Annotated in this window: 19 protein-coding genes; 1 reads left to right on the forward strand and 18 read right to left on the reverse strand. The window is 42.7% G+C overall.

The window, feature by feature from the left end; all coding sequences use genetic code 11:
- Positions 1–20 precede the first annotated feature (20 nt).
- The 5 genes from hemB to hemA are packed head-to-tail and all read right to left on the reverse strand — an operon-like array spanning position 21 to position 4952.
- On the reverse strand, positions 21–989 hold the full coding sequence (hemB, locus tag MHI23_RS12745; RefSeq protein ID WP_029706177.1) for a porphobilinogen synthase: 969 nt from the start codon (positions 987–989) through the stop codon (positions 21–23).
- A complete protein-coding gene (locus MHI23_RS12750) occupies positions 989–1780 on the reverse strand; it encodes a uroporphyrinogen-III synthase (RefSeq protein ID WP_133744262.1) in 792 nt (263 codons plus the stop codon). The genes hemB and MHI23_RS12750 overlap by 1 nt, the downstream gene beginning before the upstream one ends.
- Entirely contained in the window at positions 1777–2709 is a 933-nt protein-coding gene (gene hemC, locus MHI23_RS12755; protein ID WP_025092449.1) for a hydroxymethylbilane synthase, read from the reverse strand. Before hemC ends, MHI23_RS12750 begins: the two co-directional genes overlap by 4 nt.
- A 37-nt stretch (positions 2710–2746) precedes the next feature.
- Positions 2747–3577, reverse strand: coding sequence for a cytochrome c biogenesis protein (locus tag MHI23_RS12760; RefSeq protein WP_025092450.1), 831 nt, complete (start codon positions 3575–3577; stop codon positions 2747–2749).
- A gap of 7 nt (positions 3578–3584) precedes the next feature.
- Positions 3585–4952 (reverse strand): glutamyl-tRNA reductase, encoded by a 1368-nt coding sequence (gene hemA / locus MHI23_RS12765; protein WP_135032660.1) that lies wholly within the window; start codon positions 4950–4952, stop codon positions 3585–3587.
- Between the two features lie 242 nt (positions 4953–5194).
- On the opposite strand from hemA, the gene MHI23_RS12770 reads away from it, so the two are divergent.
- Entirely contained in the window at positions 5195–5680 is a 486-nt protein-coding gene (locus MHI23_RS12770; protein WP_034279808.1) for a hypothetical protein, read from the forward strand.
- Positions 5681–5890: 210 nt separating this feature from the next.
- Here MHI23_RS12770 and yihA read toward each other — a convergent pair whose 3' ends face one another.
- The 13 genes from yihA to ilvB form a co-directional block, all read right to left on the reverse strand.
- Positions 5891–6478, reverse strand: coding sequence for a ribosome biogenesis GTP-binding protein YihA/YsxC (yihA, locus tag MHI23_RS12775; RefSeq protein WP_285709152.1), 588 nt, complete (start codon positions 6476–6478; stop codon positions 5891–5893).
- Entirely contained in the window at positions 6475–8799 is a 2325-nt protein-coding gene (gene lon, locus MHI23_RS12780) for an endopeptidase La (RefSeq protein ID WP_024423178.1), read from the reverse strand. The genes yihA and lon overlap by 4 nt, the downstream gene beginning before the upstream one ends.
- A gap of 171 nt (positions 8800–8970) precedes the next feature.
- Positions 8971–10632, reverse strand: coding sequence for an ATP-dependent protease LonB (gene lonB, locus MHI23_RS12785; protein ID WP_041107108.1), 1662 nt, complete (start codon positions 10630–10632; stop codon positions 8971–8973).
- 136 nt (positions 10633–10768) lie between these two features.
- Complete coding sequence (gene clpX, locus MHI23_RS12790) at positions 10769–12034, reverse strand: ATP-dependent protease ATP-binding subunit ClpX (RefSeq protein WP_024423180.1); 1266 nt, start codon at positions 12032–12034, stop codon at positions 10769–10771.
- Between the two features lie 251 nt (positions 12035–12285).
- Positions 12286–13560, reverse strand: coding sequence for a trigger factor (gene tig, locus MHI23_RS12795; RefSeq protein WP_202738764.1), 1275 nt, complete (start codon positions 13558–13560; stop codon positions 12286–12288).
- A gap of 240 nt (positions 13561–13800) precedes the next feature.
- On the reverse strand, positions 13801–14808 hold the full coding sequence (gene ddcA, locus MHI23_RS12800; RefSeq protein ID WP_342491997.1) for a DNA damage checkpoint antagonist DdcA: 1008 nt from the start codon (positions 14806–14808) through the stop codon (positions 13801–13803).
- A gap of 125 nt (positions 14809–14933) precedes the next feature.
- The gene (leuD, locus tag MHI23_RS12805; RefSeq protein ID WP_024423183.1) at positions 14934–15533 is read right to left on the reverse strand and encodes a 3-isopropylmalate dehydratase small subunit; all 600 of its coding nucleotides are present in this window, start codon (positions 15531–15533) and stop codon (positions 14934–14936) included.
- Positions 15534–15546: 13 nt separating this feature from the next.
- Entirely contained in the window at positions 15547–16962 is a 1416-nt protein-coding gene (leuC, locus tag MHI23_RS12810; protein ID WP_041107112.1) for a 3-isopropylmalate dehydratase large subunit, read from the reverse strand.
- 36 nt (positions 16963–16998) lie between these two features.
- Positions 16999–18099 carry a 3-isopropylmalate dehydrogenase gene (gene leuB, locus MHI23_RS12815; RefSeq protein ID WP_041107114.1) on the reverse strand — a complete coding sequence of 367 codons (1101 nt, stop codon included), beginning with the start codon at positions 18097–18099 and terminating at the stop codon, positions 16999–17001.
- A gap of 18 nt (positions 18100–18117) precedes the next feature.
- Complete coding sequence (locus MHI23_RS12820; protein WP_024423186.1) at positions 18118–19671, reverse strand: 2-isopropylmalate synthase; 1554 nt, start codon at positions 19669–19671, stop codon at positions 18118–18120.
- The gene (ilvC, locus tag MHI23_RS12825) at positions 19658–20686 is read right to left on the reverse strand and encodes a ketol-acid reductoisomerase (RefSeq protein ID WP_024423187.1); all 1029 of its coding nucleotides are present in this window, start codon (positions 20684–20686) and stop codon (positions 19658–19660) included. Before ilvC ends, MHI23_RS12820 begins: the two co-directional genes overlap by 14 nt.
- 18 nt (positions 20687–20704) lie before the next feature.
- Positions 20705–21223 carry an acetolactate synthase small subunit gene (ilvN, locus tag MHI23_RS12830; RefSeq protein ID WP_041107116.1) on the reverse strand — a complete coding sequence of 173 codons (519 nt, stop codon included), beginning with the start codon at positions 21221–21223 and terminating at the stop codon, positions 20705–20707.
- Positions 21220–22944, reverse strand: coding sequence for an acetolactate synthase large subunit (ilvB, locus tag MHI23_RS12835; RefSeq protein WP_041107118.1), 1725 nt, complete (start codon positions 22942–22944; stop codon positions 21220–21222). Before ilvB ends, ilvN begins: the two co-directional genes overlap by 4 nt.
- Positions 22945–23052 lie beyond the last annotated feature (108 nt).

Raw genomic sequence — 23052 nt, forward strand, 5'->3', positions numbered from 1 at the left:
TCCTCCTGTCTATCCGTTCTTTATTCTGAGAGCCATTTTGCTGCATCTTTTGCATGATACGTAATGATGAGTTCTGCTCCTGCACGTTTCATACTTGTCAGCATTTCAAGAACAAGCTCTTTTTCAGAAATCCAGCCATTTTGAGCGGCGGCTTTCACCATCGCATACTCTCCGCTCACATTATAAGCAACAACAGGGAGTGTAAATTCATTTTTCACATCACGCATAATGTCTAAGTAAGAAAGAGATGGTTTGACAATCAAGAAGTCAGCTCCCTCTTCTACATCAGATTGCGCTTCTCTTAGTGCCTCTAAACGGTTTGCAGGGTCCATTTGATATGTTTTACGATCTCCAAACTGCGGTGTACTATGTGCCGCATCACGAAACGGACCGTAAAAAGCACTTGCATATTTCACCGCATATGACATGACAGGTACATGAATAAAGCCTGCTTCATCAAGTGCCTCACGAATGGCAACAACAAATCCGTCCATCATATTTGAAGGCGCGATGATATCTGCACCTGCACGCGCTTGGCTGACAGCCGTTTTCGCTAATAGCTGAAGAGATTCATCATTTAAAATTTCTCCATCTTCAACGATTCCGCAATGTCCGTGATCTGTATATTGGCATAAGCAAGTGTCTGCAATGACCACGAGCTCTGGGAAATGCTTTTTGATTTCAAGCGTTGCTCTTTGAACAATGCCATGATCGTGATACGCCTCACTGCCTACATGATCTTTATGATCCGGCACACCAAATACAATGATCGATTTAATGCCAAGATCAACAAGCTCTTGGACTTCTTCTTTCACGAGGTCTACAGAAATGTGATATACACCAGGCATTGAAGAGACTTCTTTTCGGACATTTTCTCCCTCTACAAAAAAGATCGGGTAAATGAAATCAGATGGTCTTAAAAAGGTTTCTCTGACTAATTCTCTCATTCCTGCGCTTGTCCGCAATCTGCGGTGTCTATTAAATTTCATCAATGGTTCAACTTCCTTTCAGATAAACGGCACATTAAATCAAGCATTCCGTCTATCGTATAAGTATCTGGGGTTTCAGAAGAAATCCCGTATTGAAGCAGTGCCTCTTTTGTCAGAGGACCGATCGTCACAAAACAGGTGTCAGATGCAGCAAGCTTTGCTGCGTCTTGTTCCATCACATGCATAAAAGAATGAACAGTGGAAGAGCTCGTAAATGTAATAAAATCAAATGATTGCTTCGTCATTGCCGATTTAAGAGCAGCAATTCCTTCCTCATCCTTGACTGTTTCATATAAAATCCATTCTTTTACCTCTATGCCGAGCGGAATGAGGGTCTCTTTCACCACATCTCGTGACAGATGCCCTTTTGCTACAAACACACGCTCTCCTGGGCGTACATGGTCAAGTAATGCATCTGCCAGTTCCTCCGCTATAAATCGTTCTGGCACCACATCCACCTTCAAGCCGTGCTGCTCAAGATAGGCAGAGGTTTTCTCTCCTACAGCAGCCACTTTCAAATGGGTTAAGCTCTTATGTAAATGATGGTCTTTTATGTAATTCAGAAAAAAAGACGCACCATTCACACTCGTGAAAACAAGCCAGTGGCTATTTTGTAAGTCCTTTAAAAAGGCCTGCGCTTTTTCTTTTGTGAGCGTAGGCTCAAACCGAATAAGAGAGGTTAAAACCGCATGACCGTTCAGCGCTTCGATCTTTTGCTGAAACACGCCCGCTTGACGTTCATTTCGAGTGACAAGCACCGTCTGTCCGTGAAGCGATTTGCCTATGCTCATTGAGACAGATCCTTTTTCACCTTGTCGATCAAATCCTTTGCTCCCTTATCGGCCATCTGCTTCGCACACGCTGTTCCAATGGCTTCAGGGTCAGTACCTGTGACGGTTTCTCGAATAATCGTGTGGCCATCAGCAGATGCAACAAGACCTGTTAGTTCAATTTCATGATGCTCATTCATCGTTGCATAGCCAGCGATCGGCACCTGACAGCTTCCATCCATTTGTTTGAGGAAAGCTCTTTCTGCAAGGACCGTTTTCTTCGTATATTCATTCGTAAATTGAGCAAGAAGCTTAAGCAGTTCTTCATCATCCCCGCGGCACTCAATCGATAGCGCGCCTTGTCCAACGGCAGGAAGGCAAGTCTCAGGAGATAAAAATTCCGACACGACCTCTTTGCTCCATCCCATTCTGGACAGACCGGCAGCCGCTAGAATAATGGCATCATACTCTTCATTTTTCAGCTTTTCCAATCTCGTATCAATGTTTCCTCGAATCCATTTAATCTCAAGATCTGGTCTTTCCTGAAGAAGCTGGGCGCTGCGCCGTAAGCTGCTTGTTCCTACAATTGCGCCCTTAGGCAGTTCGCTGAGACTTAGATGATCCTTCGAAATAAGTGCATCCCGCACATCTTCACGCTCAGGAATACAGCCAATAACTAAACCTTCTGGAAGAGCAGCCGGCATATCCTTCATGCTGTGCACCGCCATATCGATATCATGATTCAGCATCGCCTGCTCGATCTCTTTAACAAACAGTCCTTTTCCGCCAACCTTAGATAAAGTCACATCTAAAATTTGATCACCCTTTGTCACAATTTCTTTTATTTCAAAAGAATAAGAAGGGTTTAGTTCAGACAGCTTTTGAATGACCCATTTTGTTTGTGTAATTGCCAGCTTACTTCGTCTAGAACCTACTTTAATTGTACGCAATACGTCTTCCTCCCGACAATGCCTTTAAGACTCATCATTATTGAAACCAATGAAAGGTTGATAAGCTACCAAGCAGAAAATAATTGATCATCAGCACAAGAAATGAAGCGACATTCCAAAATGCCACGATTTTGCCCTGCATATTTCTCACCAATCTGATATATAAGTAAAAGCCATATAAAAACAGCATAATAAACGAACCAAGCACCTTTGCATCTGTCCAGTACAACGTATCATACGAAATATATGCCCATATGATGCCAAGAATTAAACTAAGCAAGAGCATAGGCACACCAATAATGTTTAATACGTACGCCATATGATCCAGCTTTGATAAGTCTTCAATTCTCAGAAGCCATTTTCCCCATTTTTTCTTTTTCAGCAAACGATATTGAAAGAGATAAAGCAGTGAAAACGCAAATGAAAGTGAAAAGGCACCGTAGGATAAAATCGCCATCGTAATATGAATCACGAGCAGTTCACTCGTCAGCTTCCCCGTTAGTTCTGCTGAATGGAGATCAGATGGTGTAAAGGTGTGAATCGCCATCATGGAAAAACCGATCACATTTGTAAAAAAGACAATAAATTCAACGCGCAATACCTTTGTGAGCACAAGAGACAGTGTCACAAGCACCCACGTATAAAAATATAACCCCTCTGCTACATTCAACACAGGGAATCGGTCTGTTTCCATCATAATATAGAACATGTAGACTGTTTGCAGCAGCCAGACAATAGAAAGCAACCAGAAAGCCATTTTTCCAGCCTTCCGGTTGTGTTGAAGAAAATCTATGAAATAGAACAAGACACTTAGTGCATAGATTAAGATCGTTGCTTCATTGAGTCTCGCTACAATGGATTCCATCATCGCTTAATCACTCACTGGCAACTGTAGCAAAGCCTTGCGCCATATTTGGTTTGAACAGCTGAAATGATCCTTGCTCCACCTGCATCGGCTCGACCTTTTGCTCTTCATCTTCAACCTGTAAATCAAAGATTTCTTTAAAGAGTAAAAGCTTTTCCTCTGCATTCGGCTCCGCGGCAATTTCTTTTGCCTTTAAGATAGGATCTTTCAGCATTTGGTTGATGATGCTTTTCGTATGTTTATTTAACAGCTTCATTTCACGGTTTGTGAGGTTTGGAAGCTTCCGCTCAATACTCTGCATCGTATCGGCTTGAATCGTGAGTGCTTTTTCTCTAAGTGCAGAAATGACCGGAACAACACCTAACGTATTCAGCCATTGCTTAAATTCCACAATTTCTGCTTCAATCAGAAGCTCAACCTGCTCAGCCACTGCACGGCGCTCTTTTAAGTTGGCAGCCACGATGCCTTCAAGGTCATCAATGTCATACAAAAAAGCACCTTCTACTTCAGAAATAGCTGGATCTAAATCACGGGGTACAGCAATATCCACCATAAATAGAGGTCTGCCCTTCCGCTTTTTATTCGCACCTTCGACCATTTCTTTTGTAATGACAAATTGTTTCGCTCCTGTTGAGCTGATTAAAATGTCCGCTTCGGATAATGTTTTTTCTAATTGGTTTAAGCTCTTAGGCTCTCCTGAAAAACGACCGGCCAATTCCTTTGCCTTCTCAAACGTTCGGTTGATGACCGTTACTTGGCCAATTCCTTGACCTTGAAGGTTTTGAGCCGCCAGTTCGCCCATTTTGCCCGCACCAAGAATCAGGACATGCTTATCAGAAAGACGTCCAAAGATTTTTTTGGCAAGCTCAACAGCTGCATAGCTGACAGATACGGCATTAGACGCAATATCCGTTTCCGCATGAGAGCGCTTTGCAACGGTTACCGCCTGTTTAAATAAATAATTGAAAACGGTACCAATGGTCTTCTCCTCTTGAGCTACTTTAAAGCTGGAACGTACTTGACCGAGTATTTGCGTTTCACCAATGACCATGGAATCAAGTCCACAAGCCACACGGAATAAATGCTCAACCGCTCCATCGTTTTCATAAAACTTCAAATATGGAGAGACATCTTCCTTTTCTAAACCGAACCAATCGGCTAAAAATCTTTTTATATAAAACCGTCCAGTATGAAGCTGATCTACTACTGCGTAGATCTCTGTTCGATTACATGTTGAGATGACGATATTCTCTAGAATGCTTTTTTCTTCTTTAAGCTTGGACATCGCTGTTCCGAGCTCACTCGGTTCAAAGCTCAGCTGTTCCCGTATCTCAACAGGGGCTGTTTTATAATCTAAACCCACAACAAGAATATGCATAACTTCAGCTTGCACCCCCAACGCCCTGTCTAATTTATAATAATTACAATATAGAATTTATTATTTATAATGATTATAACATATATTCATTTTTAACTGGATAAAAATTGTGAACAGATTTCAAAAATGTTGTGATATAGTAGAAAAATGTTCGACACCAATTATGCCATATCATCACTTCAAGCAATTTACCAGATTTGGCGCGTGCGGACAAATGATCTGCTTAAAAGAAGGTGACATCTTTGAAGAAGAAATCCATTTTGCTGCCGCTCACTTTATTGGCTGTAGCGCTATATGCCATTCTCTCAGGAGGTCAATTTGACATTTGGAAGGATCAAGAGAAATGGTATACACTTGTACTGCTTTTTGGCCTCGCGTTCTTATATCAAGGAAAAAAGGAGCAAGAAAGCGCTCATGTGTTTATCGGTATGCTCATGACAGGCCTTTCGCTACACTTTATTCTACAGCCTAAATTGGACCACTGGCCTGACACATTTACAATGATTGTGTTCATCGTAGGACTTGCACTCTTTGTGAAATCATCTCAGAAAAAAGAATATCGAATTGAAAGTGTTGTGCTGATCGCACTCGGTTTGTTCCTTTATTTCTTTCAGCAAATTACAAAACAGCTAAGTTCCCTTTCGATCCCTACTTCCGGCTTTGAATTGTACTGGCCTTATGTACTGATTGCTGTCAGTCTCCTCTTATTATTTTTAAAAAGGAAATAACTTATACAATAAAAAAGGCATCTGCTCATGGCAGATGCCTTCAGCGTAAAGACAAACCCTCGCATTCGGTGTCAGTCCTGCGTGCTGGTGCTCACGAATAACAAATTCGCTCCGCGCCAGTACTCGTCCTTTCTAGACTTCAAGAGTTTTCTTATCACACTGAAAAGAAGACAAAGATAAAAAAGCATCTGCTCATCGCAGATGCTTTTTTTAGCCGTTTACCTTCGCAAGGATCGCATTCCAGGCTTCATCTTTTCCCTTTTTTGTTTCAGAAGAGAATAAGATGAGTTCATCTGATGGGTCAATGTCGAGCGTCTTTTTGACGACTTTCGCATGTTTTTCCCATTTGCCTTTTGGAATTTTATCCGCTTTTGTTGCGATGACGATCACTGGAACTCCGTAATATTTAAGGAACTCATACATGTTCACATCATCTACTGATGGCTTATGGCGCAGATCCACAATTTGGACGACTGCTTTTAATTCTTCACGCATTGTAATATACGTTTCGATCATTCTACCCCAGGCTTCGCGCTCTGTTTTTGATACTTTGGCAAAACCGTAGCCCGGAACGTCCACAAAATGGAGCATATCATTAATAATGTAGAAATTAAGCGTCTGGGTCTTACCTGGTTTAGAAGACGTACGCGCTAAATTTTTACGATTAATCAATGAGTTGATGAACGAGGACTTTCCAACATTTGATCGTCCAGCAAGCGCAATTTCAGGCAGTCCGCCGCTCGGGTACTGCTCTGGTTTCACCGCACTAATGACGATATCTGATTTTGTTACTTTCATCTTCCCTCTCCTACCAACGCTTTCTCAAGCACCTCATCTAAATGTGAGACCGGAATAAAGGTTAGTCCTTCTCTCACACTTTCAGGAATATCATCAATATCCTTCTCATTGTCCTTTGGAAGAATAATGGTTTTCAATCCTGCACGATGTGCGCCTAATGCTTTTTCTTTTAGTCCGCCAATCGGAAGCACTCTTCCTCTTAACGTTATCTCTCCTGTCATACCAACCTCTTTTGACACAGGACGTCCTGTGAGTGCTGATACAAGAGCCGTCGCAATGGTGATACCAGCTGATGGCCCGTCCTTTGGAACCGCACCCTCTGGAACATGGATATGAATATCGTGCTTTTCATTAAAATTAGGATCAATGTTCAGTTCATCTGCTTTGGATCGAATATAACTGAATGCCGCCTGTGCAGATTCTCTCATGACATCACCAAGCTTACCTGTTAACAAGAGCTTGCCTTTACCAGGAGAAAGCGATACCTCAATTGATAAGGTGTCTCCGCCAACAGTCGTATACGCAAGTCCTGTGACAACCCCGACTTGGTCTGTCGTTTCAGCCTGACCATAACGGTAAAGTCTTTTTCCGAGAAATTCAGATAAGTTCTTTTCCGTCACTGTGATGCGCTTGCGGTCTTCAGCCACAATCGCTCTTGCCGCTTTTCGGCAAATGGCCGCAAGCTGACGCTCTAATCCACGAACTCCTGCTTCTCTTGTGTAATAGCGAATCATATCATAAATCGCTGCTTCACGAAGCTGCAAGTTCCCTTTCTTTAATCCGTGCTCCTTTAGCTGCTTCGGCAGAAGATGATCTTTCACAATCTCTGCTTTTTCAACCTCTGTATACCCTGCAATCGTGATAATCTCCATTCTATCACGAAGTGGACCTGGAATGGTTGCTAAATTGTTGGCAGTGGCAATAAATAACACCTGCGATAAATCAAATGTCTCTTCAATATAGTGATCGCTAAAGTTGTGATTTTGCTCTGGATCCAGCACTTCAAGCATCGCAGAAGACGGATCACCTCTAAAATCAGAGGACATCTTATCGATTTCATCTAAAAGAAACACTGGATTCATTGTGCCTGCCTTACTCATCCCGCGAATGATACGGCCTGGCATCGCCCCTACATATGTTCTTCTATGTCCGCGAATTTCAGATTCATCACGCACCCCGCCAAGAGAGATACGGATAAACTTTCGATCAAGTGATTTAGCAATCGATTTGGCAAGTGACGTTTTCCCTACCCCAGGAGGTCCTGCTAAGCAAAGAATCGGTCCTTTTAATGAATTGGTCAGCTTCTGTACAGCAAGGTATTCAAGCACACGTTCCTTGACTTTTTCCAGCCCATGATGCTCATCATCTAAAATTTCACTTGCAAGCTTTAAATCTAGACGATCTTCTGTATAGATGCCCCATGGAAGATTGATCAGCCAATCAATATAATTTCGAATGACAGAGCTCTCCGCAGAGCTTGAAGGAATTTTTTCATAACGGTTCAATTCTTTTAACGCCGTTTCACGAACAGACTCAGGCATGCTGGACTCTTCGATTTTAGACATTAATGAACTGACTTCGCCTGTTTTTCCTTCCTTGTCTCCAAGCTCCTTTTGAATGGCTTTCATTTGTTCACGCAAATAATATTCTTTTTGCGTTCGTTCCATTGAACGTTTGACGCGCTGGCCAATTTTCTTTTCAATTTCCAGCACTTCTTTTTCATTGTGGATTAAGCTGATGACACGATTCAGACGTTTTTTGACATCCACTGTTTCCAGTACTTCTTGTTTGTCCTTTAATTTGAGCGGCAGGTGAGAAGCAACGATATCTGCCATTCTCCCCGGTTCCTCAATATCCGTCACCGTTGCATATGTTTCAGCTGAGATTTTTTTTGAAATTTTTATGTACTGATCAAAATGATCTAACAAAGTGCGCATGAGTGCTTCTGCTTCTGCGTCCTTTAACTCTTCTTCTGCCAATTCTTTAATATCGACGGACGTATAGTCCTCAAGCTCCACATATGACTCGATCTGCGCTCGATTTAAGCCTTCAACGAGTACACGAATCGTTCCATTCGGCAGCTTCAGCATTTGTTTGATTTTTGTGTAGGTGCCGACTTTGAAAATTTCCTCTTCACCTGGTTCATCTATTGAAATTTCCCGCTGTGTTGCTAGAAAAATCATATGATCGTTCATCATCGCCTGTTCTAAAGCTTGAACAGACTTCTCGCGTCCAACGTCCAAATGCAAGACCATTGTTGGATAAACAAGCAAGCCTCGCAATGGGAGGAGCGGAACATTCTTTTTGATTTCATCTGCCATGTTGATTGACACCTCCGTCACTAGTATGAATCATTATAATATACCTGTTTCAGTCTTGTACAATGTAAAAGACTTGAGAAATGATGATCTTACCGTAGTATACCCTTTCTTTTTATCTTGAAAAAGAAAAAAAGATCTATTTCACTAAAAAATCCCCATATGTGATGGGGATTAAACAGATTTTCTTTTCATTTCCTCTTCTAGTCCATCTTTCTTCTCGTCTGGCGGGTTGACCAAACACTGATCCAGCACCTCTTGGAAGTGCTTCACAGGCACAATGGTGACGCCTTCAATCTCTTTTAAGATCGACTGCTGGTTGTCATAAGGAATAATCACGGTTGTGGCACCAGCTTGTTTCGCCGCCTTAATCTTCGGTATCACACCGCCGATCGGCTTCACCTGACCCTGCAACCCGATTTCACCTGTCATCGCTGTCAGATGATCAATCGGGATTTGATGAATGGCAGAGAAAATCGCCGCCGCCATGGCAATCCCAGCAGACGGTCCATCAATAGGGGCACCGCCTGGAAAATTAATATGGATGTCATATTCATTTGTCCGTATGCCCAAGTTTCTCAGCACTGTTAATACATTTTCAACAGATCCTTTTGCCATACTTTTTCGTCGAATAGATTTAGACTGACTGCCAATACTTTCTTCTTCTGCAATGCCTGTAATGTTGATACTTCCTTTTTCGAGTGCCTTACATATATTCACTTCAATCTCGAGCAAGGCACCGCTGTTTGGTCCGTAGACTGCCAGACCATTCACTACACCGACTTTTGGCTTTTCCGGTACTTTTTGTTCATATCTTGGTGTCAGCTGGCTTGAGTGAATGACCCACTCGACATCGGCGATCGTGATGTCTTTTCTGTTTTCCGTGACGGCCATTCCAGCGGCAATCTGCACCATATTGACTGCTTCACGGCCATTTTTCACATAAGAGGTTAACAGGTTCAGCCCTTCATCACATAATTCCTTTTGGATTTTCTTGACAGCCTTAGCAGCAACAATTTTCAGTTCATGCTGGTCAAGGTCCTTAAAGAAAATTTCCAAACACCTCGATCGAATCGCTGGTGGAATTTCTTCAGGTGTTCTTGTCGTAGCACCAATCAATCGAAAATCAGCCGGAAGCCCATTTTGAAAAATGTCATGAATGTGATTCGGAATTTGGGTGTTTTCCTCGCTGTAGTAGGCACTATCTAAAAATACTTTCCGATCTTCAAGGACTTTCAGCATTTTGTTCATTTGAATCGGATGCAGTTCCCCAATTTCATCGATAAACAGAACCCCGCCATGTGCATGCGTAACGGCTCCTTGTTTTGGCTGCGGAATGCCTGCCTGTCCCATCGCTCCCGCCCCTTGGTAAATCGGGTCATGCACGGAACCAATGAGCGGGTCTGCGATGCCCCGTTCATCGAATCTTGCGGTTGTTGCATCGAGCTCCACAAATACCGCATCTTTCTTAAACGGTGAATCAGCATGACGTTTCGCTTCTTCCATGACAAGACGGGCAGCGGCTGTTTTTCCAACCCCCGGTGGTCCGTAGACAATGACATGCTGAGGATTCGGTCCGCACAGCGCTGCTTTTAGAGCACGAATGCCGTCTTCCTGCCCTACAATATCTTGAAATCCCTTTGGCCGGACTCTCTCTGATAAAGGCTCACTCAGCTTGATTGACCGCATCTTTCTGAGTGCTTCCATTTCTTTCTTTGATTCTTTGTCTATCGTCACCTTTTGTGTGCGCTGATTTCGCAGTAAGTTCCAAAAGTACAGCCCGATGACGATACCAAAGAACAGCTGTATAAATAATACGATTCCTGTCCAGCTCAATCGGTGCTCCCTCCTTCATCTATCGTATGTATTGGTTTCTGTCTGCTAGTATTTCCTAGAGCTGGACGGAATAAACACGTCTTCTGCGATAAATAAAAAACTCCTGAATCAAAATGATTCAGGAGTGAGACTTCTCTTATGCAGATGTTTTTGTATCTTTATTGACGACTGTGCCATCCTTTAACACAAGACGCGGCGGCTCACCGTCAGCAACCGTTGCACCAGTGATGACACATTTTTCAATATCATCACGAGATGGAAGGTCAAACATGACATCAAGCATGATGCCTTCAATGATTGAGCGAAGACCACGAGCCCCTGTTTTACGCTCAATTGCCTTTTTCGCAATTTCGCTAAGAGCATCTTCTTCAAATTCAAGCTCTACATCGTCAAGCTCAAGCATTTTTGTATATTGCTTAACAAGCGCATTTTTAGGCTTCGTCAAGATTTCTACAAGTGCTTTTTCATCTAACGGCTCTAGGCTTGCAATAACCGGCAGGCGGCCGATGAATTCTGGAATTAAACCGAAGCGAAGCAAGTCTTCTGGCAGTACTTTTGATAGAAGGACTTCTTTTTCAAGATCTTCGACTTTATTTTCCGCACCGAATCCAATGACTTTTTGACCTAAGCGGCGTTTGATGATTTGCTCAATCCCGTCAAAGGCTCCTCCACAAATGAAGAGGATGTTCGTCGTATCAATTTGAATGAATTCTTGATGCGGATGCTTACGTCCACCTTGAGGCGGTACACTAGCGACTGTTCCTTCAAGAATTTTCAAAAGGGCTTGCTGGACACCTTCCCCAGATACATCGCGAGTGATAGAAGGGTTTTCTGATTTTCTTGCTACTTTATCGATCTCATCGATGTAGATAATGCCTTTTTCCGCTTTTTCTACATCATAATCCGCTGCCTGAATCAGCTTTAGTAAAATATTCTCTACGTCTTCACCAACATAACCTGCTTCAGTTAATGATGTTGCATCTGCGATCGCAAATGGAACATTTAAAATACGAGCAAGTGTTTGAGCAAGTAATGTTTTACCGCTTCCTGTTGGTCCAATCATAGAAATATTACTTTTCGAAAGCTCAACATCATCAATCTTGCTGTTGGAATTGATCCGTTTGTAGTGGTTATACACCGCTACAGCTAAGGATTTTTTCGCATTGTCTTGTCCGATGACATATTCATCAAGAATCTCCCGAATTTCATGAGGCTTCGGAACATCCTTGAATTCAACTTCTTCCTCTGTGCCGAGCTCTTCTTCAACTATTTCCGTGCAAAGCTCGATACATTCATCACATATATATACGCCAGGTCCTGCGACCAGTTTACGCACTTGATCTTGCGTTTTTCCGCAAAACGAGCATTTTAATTGACCTTTTTCCTCGTTGAATTTAAACATTCTTTCACCCCTTATTCTTCTTCACTTGCCTGTAGCTAACAGTCAGCTACCTTTCTGGGTCCAGTATGTATGCATTTTACCATACTTTCCTAAAAGACGGTAACGATGTGTTTCTAACACTGCACATTGAGATATGTATGACAGAAAGATGCGACTTACACTATCGTTTCCAAAAGAAGCGATGATAAGTCAAAAATTGTACAAAACAAGGCACGAGTCACTCGCGCCCTGTTTTATTATTATGCACCATATTAACGGTTTTCTACAAGAAAATCAATTGCTTTACGAACTTTTAGATCTTCTTTCATTGCTTCAGTAGATCCGATCGCTTGTTTGATATTTTCAAGTGGCATGTTGTATGCTTCAGCCATTTTTGAAAGTTCTTCTTCCACTTCTTCGTCAGACACTTGTAAGTTTTCTGCAGCAGCAATTGCTTCAAGTGTTAGGTTAGATTTTACGCGTTTAGCAGCATCTTCTTTCATTTGTTCTTTCAGCGCATCTTCATCTTGTCCAGAGAATTGGAAGTAAAGCTCAAGGTTCATTCCTTGCATTTGAAGACGTTGTTCAAATTCTTTCATCATGCGGTCTAGCTCAGTGTCAACCATCGCTTGTGGGATGTCAACTTCCGCATTTTCAGAAGCTTTCGCAACTAGCTCTTCACGAAGTTTTCCTTCTGCTTCGTTTTCTTTTGCTTCTTCAAGACGTTTCTTCGTTTTTTCAGTTAACTCAGCAAGCGTTTCTACTTCTTCATCAACATCTTTAGCGAACTCATCGTCAAGTGCTGGAAGTTCTTTTGCTTTGATTTCATGAATTTTCACTTTGAATACAGCTGGTTTACCTGCAAGGTCTTCAGCATGGTATTCTTCTGGGAATGTAACTTCTACGTCTTTTTCAGCGCCAGCTTCAAGACCAACTAATTGCTCTTCGAAACCAGGGATGAATGAACCAGAACCTACTTCAAGAGAGTAGTTCTCAGCTTTTCCGCCTTCGAATGCTTCTCCATCAACGAATCCTTCGAAATCAAGAACAACTGTATCGCCGTTTTCGATTGCGCCTTCTTCTTTGACAACAAGCTCAGCTTGACGGTTTTGCATGCCTTTTAGCTCTTCTTGTACATCTTCATCAGTGACAGCTGTGTCGTCTTTTTCTACGTTAAGACCTTTGTAGTCACCAAGTTTTACTTCAGGCTTCACTGTTACTTTTGCAGTGAAGATTAAGTTTTCGCCTTTTTCGATTTTCTCAACATCGATTTCAGGGCGGTCAACTGGCTCGATACCAGCTTCGTCGATTGCTTTTGGATATTCAACCGGAAGAAGAATATCTAATGCATCTTGATAAAGAGATTCTACACCAAAACGCTGCTCGAAAAGACCACGTGGTACTTTCCCTTTACGGAATCCAGGGATCGATACTTGCTTAACCACTTTCTTAAATGCATCATCAAGTGCTTTGTTAAATGTTTCAGCGTCAACTTCTACAGTTAGTACGCCTTCGTTACCTTCTTGTTTTTCCCATTTTACTGACATGTGTGTTTCCCTCCAAAAATCTATTCAGATTGTGCGTTGCTCCATTCTAAAGCATCATAAAGACTTCGTCCAATCAAAAACCACGCACTCCGCTAAGAAGCTTGCATTATGTATACAACATTTGACTTGATTATACATATCGTCTTTCAACCGTTGGAATCTGACAACTGCACTATATATGCACAAATACAACCATTATATTATAACATAACAAGTCCGTCTTTCAACTAAATCGACAAATTACAAATAAGAAATTTCTTCAATATCTTTCAGCATTGTGCAAGCTTCTCTCAGCTCTCGTTCGTTAAATTCATACAATAAATGCAATTCTTGGAGTTCAATCTCAATCCCATGCATTTCATAGCCGACTTTATGAAGTGCCGCTGCCCAAAGACTTGGATCTGTGTATTTAGGAAGAAATGGATACAGCACAAATAAGTGCCGGCGCCATAACTCTTCCACGCCTTGGTAAAGGGTCGGATTCTCATTGCCAAGCGTGTGATCAAGCATACGAAGGACTTGCTGAAGAAGTGGCATCTGCTCTGGCTTTACTGCCTCAGAAGGAATAAGTGTTAATGAATCACCGAATTTTGTCACATGAACCGGCTTTGCCACATCATGATCTGCCAGAAGCTGCAGGATCATTGATTTGACCAAAGGGTTCCCATCAGGGTTTTGTAAGATGGTATTTAATAGACCCATGTGCGGTGTAATATTCCGGTCTTTCAATGAATGGATGAACTGGACCTGTTCTTCCGGCCGCTTCAGCATATCATCTATGTTGACCTCACTTCCGGCGTCCTCATCTTCATCTAAAATCTCTTCAGGTGATTCAATCATTTTTCTGCTAAATTCGAGCAGCTTGTAAAAATGCTCCGCACTTTCTGCCGGAAGGTGGTTTTCCTCAAGCACAGCCTCAATCGTCTGTTTGACTTCTTCATATTCTTTCAGCTGAATGAGGATCGTCATATACACTTGGAGCACAGTGAAATAGTGGCCATATCCTTCATGCAGCATTTTTTCACAAACACGCTTTGCATCCTGCAGCTCACCCAGCTCCAGAAAACAAATGGCCATTCCGAGGTGAATATCGGATTCTTCATCGTCATCGTACGATTTAGCTTCTGAAAACAAGTGAAGCGCCTCTTGATACTGTTTATCTTTTAATGCTGCCATTCCTTTTTCAATCAGTCTTTCTTTCAGACCAGGAAACAAAATGACATTATCTTTCTTCTTGTCATGCTTCATGCTTACGTTCCTTTCGGGCGCATATTTTTTATCAGTTTACCAACGAAGATTAGTAAACACAAGTAACGAGAGGTTTTCATGCAAAAAAGAAGCCGTCACACCTCGGGCGGACAGCTTCTCGTTGCTTAAGCGCGCAGCCAGCTGCTGCGCTTTTCTTCAAATGCTTGAATGTCATCTTCTAGTAGTAATGTTAATGAAATCTCATCATAACCATTTAGGAGCATTTCTCTCCAGTGAGGGTCGACTTGAAAAGGGGTGATATTCCCTTCGTGATCTTCTATCTGCTGTTTTTCAAGATCAACCGTCATCTCATACCCTTTGTTCTCATATGACGCAGCGAAGGTTTTCCACACATCATAATCAAGGCGAATCGGAAGCATCCCATTTTTAAAGCAGTTTTGATGAAATATATCTGCGAATGATGGTGCGATGACAATTTTAAAGCCATAATCATCAAGCGCCCAAGGAGCATGTTCCCTAGATGATCCGCAGCCAAAGTTCTCCCCTGCGATCAAAATGGATGCTCCTTCATAGATTGGCTGATTCAGTTCGAAATCTGGATTTGGGCTGCCATCGGCTAAATAACGCCAGTCGAAAAAGGCAAAGCGGCCATATCCTGTTCGTTCGATTCTTTTTAAAAATTGCTTCGGAATAATTTGATCTGTATCTACATTGATTCGGTTAAGCACAGCGGCTTTTCCTTTATGAGTGACTAAAGGCTCCATCTATGACAACTCCTTACACGACTGTTTTCTCTTGATTAAACTTCCTGACATCGACAAATCGGCCATGTATCGCAGCCATTGCAGCCATTGCCGGGCTGACAAGATGCGTTCTCGCACCCTTCCCTTGACGCCCTTCAAAGTTACGGTTTGATGTGGACGCGCAGCGTTCGCCCTCCGGTACCACATCGTTATTCATACTAAGGCACATACTGCAGCCTGATTCTCTCCATTCAAATCCTGCTTCAAGGAAGATTTCATGAAGACCTTCTTTTTCTGCTTGCAATTTGACACTTTGAGAGCCTGGCACCACAATCGCTCTGACATGATCTGCTACTTTTTGTCCTTCAATCATAGAAGCGGCTTGGCGTAAATCAGTCATTCTTGAGTTCGTACATGAGCCGATAAAGACATGCTCAATCGTAATATCTTCTATACGCTGATGCGGATGGACACCCATGTATTCATAAGCACGAATCGCTTCTTTTTGATCATCTTCTTGTGCAAAGTCCTCAGGTCCTGGGATCGATGCATCCACAGGCAGTACCATTCCTGGATTAATTCCCCACGTAACCATTGGTGAAATCTTATTTCCATCTAACACAATGGTTTTATCGTAGGTTGCACCTGGATCTGTTCTAAGTTCTTCCCATTCTTTAATAGCTGCTTCGAAGTCTTCGCCCTGCGGTGCATATTTGCGGCCGCGGCAATATTCGAAGGTGATTTCATCAGGTGCAATCAATCCTGCTCTTGCGCCTGCTTCAATTGACATATTACAAACGGTCATCCGCTCATCCATTGTCATGTTTCTGAATACTTCCCCAGTGTATTCAATGACATAACCTGAGCCGAACTTCACGCCGTGCGCACCAATGACGGCTAAAATGACATCTTTGGCGGTTACCCCTTTTTGAAGCTTTCCGTCTACTCTAATTTCTAGCGTTTTCGGACGCTGCTGCCAAAGTGTTTGTGTAGAAAGTACATGTTCAACCTCACTTGTACCGATCCCAAAGGCAAGTGCACCAAACGCGCCGTGAGTTGATGTATGACTATCTCCACAAACGATTGTTTTCCCCGGAAGTGTCAATCCAAGCTCAGGTCCAACGACATGGACGATTCCTTGGTCAACACTGTGAAGGTCAGCAAGACGAACGCCAAATTCCGCACAGTTGCGCTCTAAAGCACTCACTTGCTTTTTAGCAATCTCATCTTTGATCACAAATCGATTCACAGTTGGGATGTTGTGATCCATCGTCGCAAACGTGTTTTGAGGTCTTCTCACCTTGCGCCCTTTTTGTCTTAATCCTTCAAATGCTTGAGGTGATGTCACTTCATGCACCAAGTGCAGATCAATATATAAAAGGTCTGGTTTCCCCTCGCCGCTTTTGACTACATGCTGATCCCATATTTTTTCGATGATTGTTCGAGGCATAACCCTTTTCCTCCCTCTATCTAATTCCACAAGATTCTATTTTACAATGGTTTGCACGCGCTGCTTGAGTGCGTCTACAACCGCATTAGTGATTTCTTCAGTCGTTTGATAAGTTCCCTCTTTTGCTGCTAAATCTTTTGTTCGTTTGCCAGAGGCAAGAACAGTTTCCACAGCTTCTTCTATTGCAGCCGCTTCGTCTTCTAATGCAAAGGAAGTTCTAAGCAAGCTTGCTGCTGATAAAATGGTTGCCAGAGGGTTTGCAACGTTTTGCCCCGCAATATCGGGTGCTGAACCATGAATTGGCTCATATAAATGAAGGCCTGTGCTTGATAAACTAGCAGATGGCAGCATGCCGAGTGATCCAGTAATCATAGAAGCTTCGTCACTTAAAATATCACCGAACATATTCTCCGTCACAATGACATCAAATTGAGCGGGTTTGTAAATCAGCTGCATGGCAGCATTGTCGACGAGCATATGCTCAAATTCAACTTCTGGATATTGAGCAGCAACTTCTTCTACTGCATCCCGCCATAGTTTACTAGAAGCAAGAACATTCGCTTTATCCACAGACGTCACTTTTTTCCGTCTTGTTAAGGCCATGTCGAACGCTTCTTTTAATACGCGGACAATTTCTTCCTTTGTATAAAAGAGCGTGTCAACGGCAGCTTCTTTTCCTTCATCATCCGTATAGCGTTCGCTTGGTTCACCAAAATAGAGACCACCTGTTAATTCACGAACGATGACGAAATCAACTCCGTTAATGTGATCCTGTTTTAACGGAGATGCCTCGCTTAAGCTATCGAACACCTTTACAGGGCGAATGTTGGCAAATAAGTCCAGCTGTTTACGAATGGCGAGCAGGCCTTTTTCTGGACGGAGCTCTGGCGGGTTTTGATCCCACTTTGGTCCGCCGACTGCTCCTAATAAAATCGCATCAGCGTTTTTGCATACATCTACTGTTTCCTTTGGAAGCGGGTTGTTTTTTTCATCTATTGCGATACCGCCAATAAGCGCAGTTTCAAATTCGAATTCGTGCCTAAATTGAGCCGCTGTCTCTTGAAGGACTGCGACTGCAGATGTCACGACTTCCGGTCCGATTCCATCGCCGGGCAAAAGTGCAATTTTCTTTTTCATGAGAACCTTCCTCCTTTCCTATGAGATCGCGTGATGTTTCTCAATTTCAATCAGATTTGATTTGAAGATTAAATGCCTGTTCACCGCATTGACGTAAGCTTTCGCCGATGCTTCAAGCACATCTTGCGCTACACCGCGTCCTGCTGTTTCTTTTCCTTCTATTGAAACAGTGACATATACTTCTGCTAGTGCATCTCTGCCTTTTCCATTTGATTGAATGCGGTAGTCCAGCAAATGAATTCTTTCTTCCATACAGCGCTCAAGCGTGTTGTACACAGCCTCTACACTGCCTGCACCTGTAGCTGCTTCTTGAATGACTTCCTGTGTTTCTTGATTTTTCAGAGAAACTGTTGCTGTTGGCATTTGTTCTGTTCCATAGTGTACTTGCAGACTTTCAAATTCGTAGCCGATTTTTCGATCTGCTACTTTTTCTTCTAATATAATAGAGATCAAGTCATCATCTGTAATTTCTTTCTTCTTCTCTGTCAAGTTCTTGAAAGTCTCAAAGAATTTATTGATTTCGTCTTCCGTTAGTTTAAAGCCTAGTGTTTTCATGCGGTCTTTAAACGCGTGTCTTCCGGAGTGTTTTCCAAGGACAAGCACATCTGTTGTCACGCCGACAAGCTCTGGAGAAATAATTTCATAGGTTGTTTTTTCTTTGAGGAAACCATCTTGGTGAATACCTGATTCATGTGCAAATGCGTTGTTTCCAACGACTGCTTTATTACGCGGCACAATCATTCCTGAGTATTTGCTCACTACATCACTTGTACGCTTAATTTCATTCAATTGAATCGTTGATTCCACCTGGTAAAAATCTTTTCGAATATGAAGAGCTACTGCAATTTCTTCTAACGCGGCATTTCCAGCGCGCTCGCCAATTCCGTTGACAGCCGTTTCAATTTGATCTGCTCCATTTTCAATGGCAGCAAGTGAGTTTGCCACAGCCATTCCTAGATCATCGTGACAGTGAGCGGACAAGTTGACGCGGTCGATATTTGGAACGTGTTCCTTCATATATTTAAAAATATTACCGTACTCTTTTGGCGCTAGGTATCCAACTGTATCTGGCAAGTTAATGACACTCGCCCCAGCGTCAATGACCTTTTCTACAATTTCTGCCAAGAAAGCAAGATCTGTACGGCACGCATCTTCTGCTGACCATTGGACAACTGGAAAACGTTCTTTCGCATATTTCACCATTGCGACTGCCTGTTCTACGACTTCTTCACGTGTTTTCTTTAGTTTATGCTTCAGGTGAATGTCAGAAGTGGCAATAAAGACATGAAGCCTTGGCTCCACTCCATCTTTTAATGCTTCCCATGCAGCATCAATGTCACCTTTCACACATCGTGCAAGACCAGCAACAGAACAGTTTTTAATCGTTCTTGCAATTTCTTGTACGCCTAAGAAATCCCCTCGGGATGAAGCGGGAAAACCCGCTTCGATGATATTAACCCCAAGGCGCTCAAGCTGCTTTGCAATGATTAGCTTTTCTTGTGCATTTAAGTTCACTCCTGGTGATTGCTCTCCATCTCGAAGTGTTGTGTCAAAAAAATTAATTTTCCGCACCGACGCTCACCGCTTCCTTTTTCTTTCCTTGTTTAACGAAAGGCATCATTTCACGAAGCTTTCTACCAACGATTTCAATTTGGTGCTCATTTTCATTTGCATTGATCGCATTGAAACGTGGACGATTCACTTGGTTTTCAACAATCCATTCTTTTGCAAATGTACCGTTTTGGATATCAGTCAAAACAGCTTTCATTGATTCTTTTACTTTTGCATCCACAACACGTGGTCCTGATACGAAGTCACCCCATTGTGCTGTATCAGAGATTGAATATCTCATGCCTTCTAATCCTTCTTCATACATAAGGTCAACGATCAATTTTAGTTCATGCAGACACTCGAAGTATGCGAGCTCTGGCTGATAACCAGCTTCTGTTAACGTTTCGAATCCTGCTTTTACTAGTGAAGTAAGACCTCCACAAAGAACTGCCTGCTCACCAAAAAGATCCGTTTCTGTTTCTTCTTTAAATGTTGTTTCAAGAACGCCCGCTCTTGCTCCGCCGATCGCTTTTGCATAAGCAAGTGCTTTGTCTTTTGCTTGGCCAGATACGTCTTGATAGATAGCAAATAGGGCAGGTACACCAGCGCCTTGCTCATATGTTCTTCTCACAAGATGTCCTGGACCTTTTGGAGCTACAAGATACACGTCTACGTCACTTGGAGGAACAATTTGATGAAAGTGAACGTTGAATCCGTGTGCGAATACAAGTGAGTTGCCAGCTTCTAATTGATCTTTGATTTCTTCATCATATACTTTCTTTTGCTGCTCATCTGGAAGTAGTACCATCACGACGTCTGCTTGTGCTGCTGCTTCTTTTACTGTGAATACTTGATGGCCGTCTTCTTGTGCTTTTGTATAAGATCCACCTTTTCTTACGCCGACGATCACATCTACGCCGCTTTCTTTTAAGTTCAATGCATGTGCATGACCTTGTGAACCGTAACCAATGATTGCTACCTTTTGACCATTTAATACGTTTTCTTGAATATCACCGTTATAATATACTTTTACCATTTGACTCTCTCCTTTTGTTTAGACAATTGAAATTGTTTTATTTGTTTGCAGCTTTTGCTGATTATCTCTCGCAAAGGCCGTAGTGCCAGTTCTGGCGACTTCTTTAATGCCGTATGGCTTAAGTAATTCAATGAGTGCTTCAATTTTTGAAGACTCACCTGTCACCTGAATGACGACACTCTCTCTGCTCACATCTACAATAGAAGCTCTAAACGGTTCAATGACCCCCGTGATCTCCATTCTAGATGCTGGTGCAGATACGACTTTTATCAAAGCCAGCTCTCGCTGAACGATTGATTGGTTTGTAATGTCTGTTACCTTCAGAACATCGATTTGTTTGTTCAGCTGTTTTGTCAGCTGCTCGATGTCTTTCTCCTGGTCTACATGGACGACGAACGTGATGCGTGATACATCTTGAATCTCAGAATGGCCGACCGTAATGCTTTCAATGTTGTAGTGTCTTTTAGTAAAGAGGCCTGTGATTCTGTTCAGTACGCCTGATCGATTTAATACAGTCAACACAATAATTCTTTTCAAGGTTTCACCCCCACCATCTCATGAAGTCCTTTCCCCGGTGCTACCATCGGGAATACTTTTTCATCTCTCGCTACATTGACATCGATGAAAACAGGCTCTCTAGAGGTTAAGGCTTCTTCAAGCTTTTCTTTCGCCTCTTCGTCTGATGAGATTCTGATTCCTTTAATGCCATAAGCTTCAGATAATTTGACGAAGTCTGGCTGCTCTGAAAATTTAGAATGTGAGTAGCGTTCTTCGTAGAAAATTTCTTGCCATTGTCTTACCATTCCAAGGCTGTGATTATTGAGTACAATCACTTTGACTGGAAGGTTCAGCTCACGGATAACGGCAAGTTCTTGCAGGGTCATTTGGAAACCTCCGTCTCCTAAAATTGCCACAACAGTTGCCTCTTGATCAGCCAGCTGAGCGCCGATGGCTGCTGGTAATCCAAAGCCCATTGTGCCAAGACCTCCAGATGTGACCCACTTATCTGCATTTTCAAATGGATAGAACTGTGCCGCCCACATTTGATGCTGTCCGACATCAGTTGCGACAATGGCTTCACCTTTTGTGAATTGATGAATGTATTCAATCAGCTTTTGAGGCTTAAAGCCTTCTGCTTCGTTTTCAACGTACCAGAGTGGATATTCTTCCTTCCACTGATCTAATTGATTTTTCCATTCGTCTGATTCCCCTTGCTTCCCGTCCTGCTTGATCAGCTCTTTAAGAACGAGCTTACTGTCTCCAACAACCGGGATATGGGTATGAATGTTCTTGCCGATTTCCGCTGGGTCGATGTCAATATGAGCCACCTTCGCATGTTTCGCAAAATGATTAAGGTTGCCTGTTACCCTGTCATCAAATCTTGCTCCGATTGAAATGAGCAGGTCACATTGATGAAGAGCCATGTTCGCTGCATATGTGCCATGCATACCGGCCATCCCTAGGAAAAGAGGATGCTTTGCCGGGAATCCGCCAAGTCCAAGCAGTGTATGAGCGACTGGGATTTGCTGCTGCTCTACATACTGTCTTAATTCTTCAGATGCTTTGCCATGAAGTACGCCGGCTCCTGCTAGAATGACTGGTTTTTTCGCTCTGCTGACAGCTTCTACCAATTTGCGAATTTGCAAATAGTTCGGCTCTACTTTTGGCTGATAACCAGGTAAATCAATTGGCTGATCATATTCAAACGTTCCTTCAATGCCTGCGACATCTTTTGGAATATCAATCAAAACTGGACCAGGTCTGCCTGTTGTTGCGATATGGAATGCCTCTTTAATGACACCCGGTAATTCCTCTGGATTTCTTACTTGGTAGCTGTGCTTTGTAATTGGCATTGTGATGCCGAGTACATCAGCTTCTTGGAAAGCATCCGATCCAATGACTGACGTTGCCACCTGCCCTGTGAATACAACAAGGGGAAGTGAATCAATCATTGCATCTGCAATCCCTGTCACAAGGTTTGTCGCTCCCGGCCCTGATGTTGCAATGACAACACCTGGTTTACCAGATACTCTTGCGTATCCTTCTGCTGCGTGAATCGCTCCCTGCTCATGTCTTGGCAGGACATGAAATAAACCAGAATCGTAAATTTTATCGTAGATTGGTAAAACTGCTCCGCCTGGATAGCCGAAAATGACTTCTACTTTTTCTCTTTTGAGTGCTTCAATTAACATGAGTGCACCGTTCATCGTTTGTGGCGCTTTTGATTTTTCCGTCTCCATTTGTACATTTGTCCCCATTTGATTTCCTCCTCTTTGTCTTGCTTCAGTCAAGTCCTTTCACCCTTTTCTATTCAAGATAGAGATATGAGACCATATAAAAAAGCCTTCTCACCCCACAATGACACT

Source organism: Bacillus sp. FSL M7-0003 (genome assembly GCF_038628485.1).
Taxonomy (GTDB): domain Bacteria; phylum Bacillota; class Bacilli; order Bacillales; family Bacillaceae; genus Bacillus; species Bacillus safensis.

Coding starts and splice junctions, on each gene's coding strand:
- ilvC (WP_024423187.1), bottom strand. CDS start 20,686: ATGGTAAAAGTATATTATAACGGTGATATTCAAGAAAACGTATTAAAT.
- ilvB (WP_041107118.1), bottom strand. CDS start 22,944: ATGGGGACAAATGTACAAATGGAGACGGAAAAATCAAAAGCGCCACAA.
- MHI23_RS12760 (WP_025092450.1), bottom strand. CDS start 3,577: ATGATGGAATCCATTGTAGCGAGACTCAATGAAGCAACGATCTTAATC.
- ddcA (WP_342491997.1), bottom strand. CDS start 14,808: ATGAAGCATGACAAGAAGAAAGATAATGTCATTTTGTTTCCTGGTCTG.
- hemB (WP_029706177.1), bottom strand. CDS start 989: ATGAAATTTAATAGACACCGCAGATTGCGGACAAGCGCAGGAATGAGA.
- leuB (WP_041107114.1), bottom strand. CDS start 18,099: ATGAAAAAGAAAATTGCACTTTTGCCCGGCGATGGAATCGGACCGGAA.
- hemA (WP_135032660.1), bottom strand. CDS start 4,952: ATGCATATTCTTGTTGTGGGTTTAGATTATAAAACAGCCCCTGTTGAG.
- tig (WP_202738764.1), bottom strand. CDS start 13,560: ATGTCAGTAAAATGGGAAAAACAAGAAGGTAACGAAGGCGTACTAACT.
- lon (WP_024423178.1), bottom strand. CDS start 8,799: ATGGCAGATGAAATCAAAAAGAATGTTCCGCTCCTCCCATTGCGAGGC.
- leuC (WP_041107112.1), bottom strand. CDS start 16,962: ATGCCTCGAACAATCATCGAAAAAATATGGGATCAGCATGTAGTCAAA.
- clpX (WP_024423180.1), bottom strand. CDS start 12,034: ATGTTTAAATTCAACGAGGAAAAAGGTCAATTAAAATGCTCGTTTTGC.
- yihA (WP_285709152.1), bottom strand. CDS start 6,478: ATGAAAGTAACAAAATCAGATATCGTCATTAGTGCGGTGAAACCAGAG.
- MHI23_RS12750 (WP_133744262.1), bottom strand. CDS start 1,780: ATGAGCATAGGCAAATCGCTTCACGGACAGACGGTGCTTGTCACTCGA.
- leuD (WP_024423183.1), bottom strand. CDS start 15,533: ATGGAGCCTTTAGTCACTCATAAAGGAAAAGCCGCTGTGCTTAACCGA.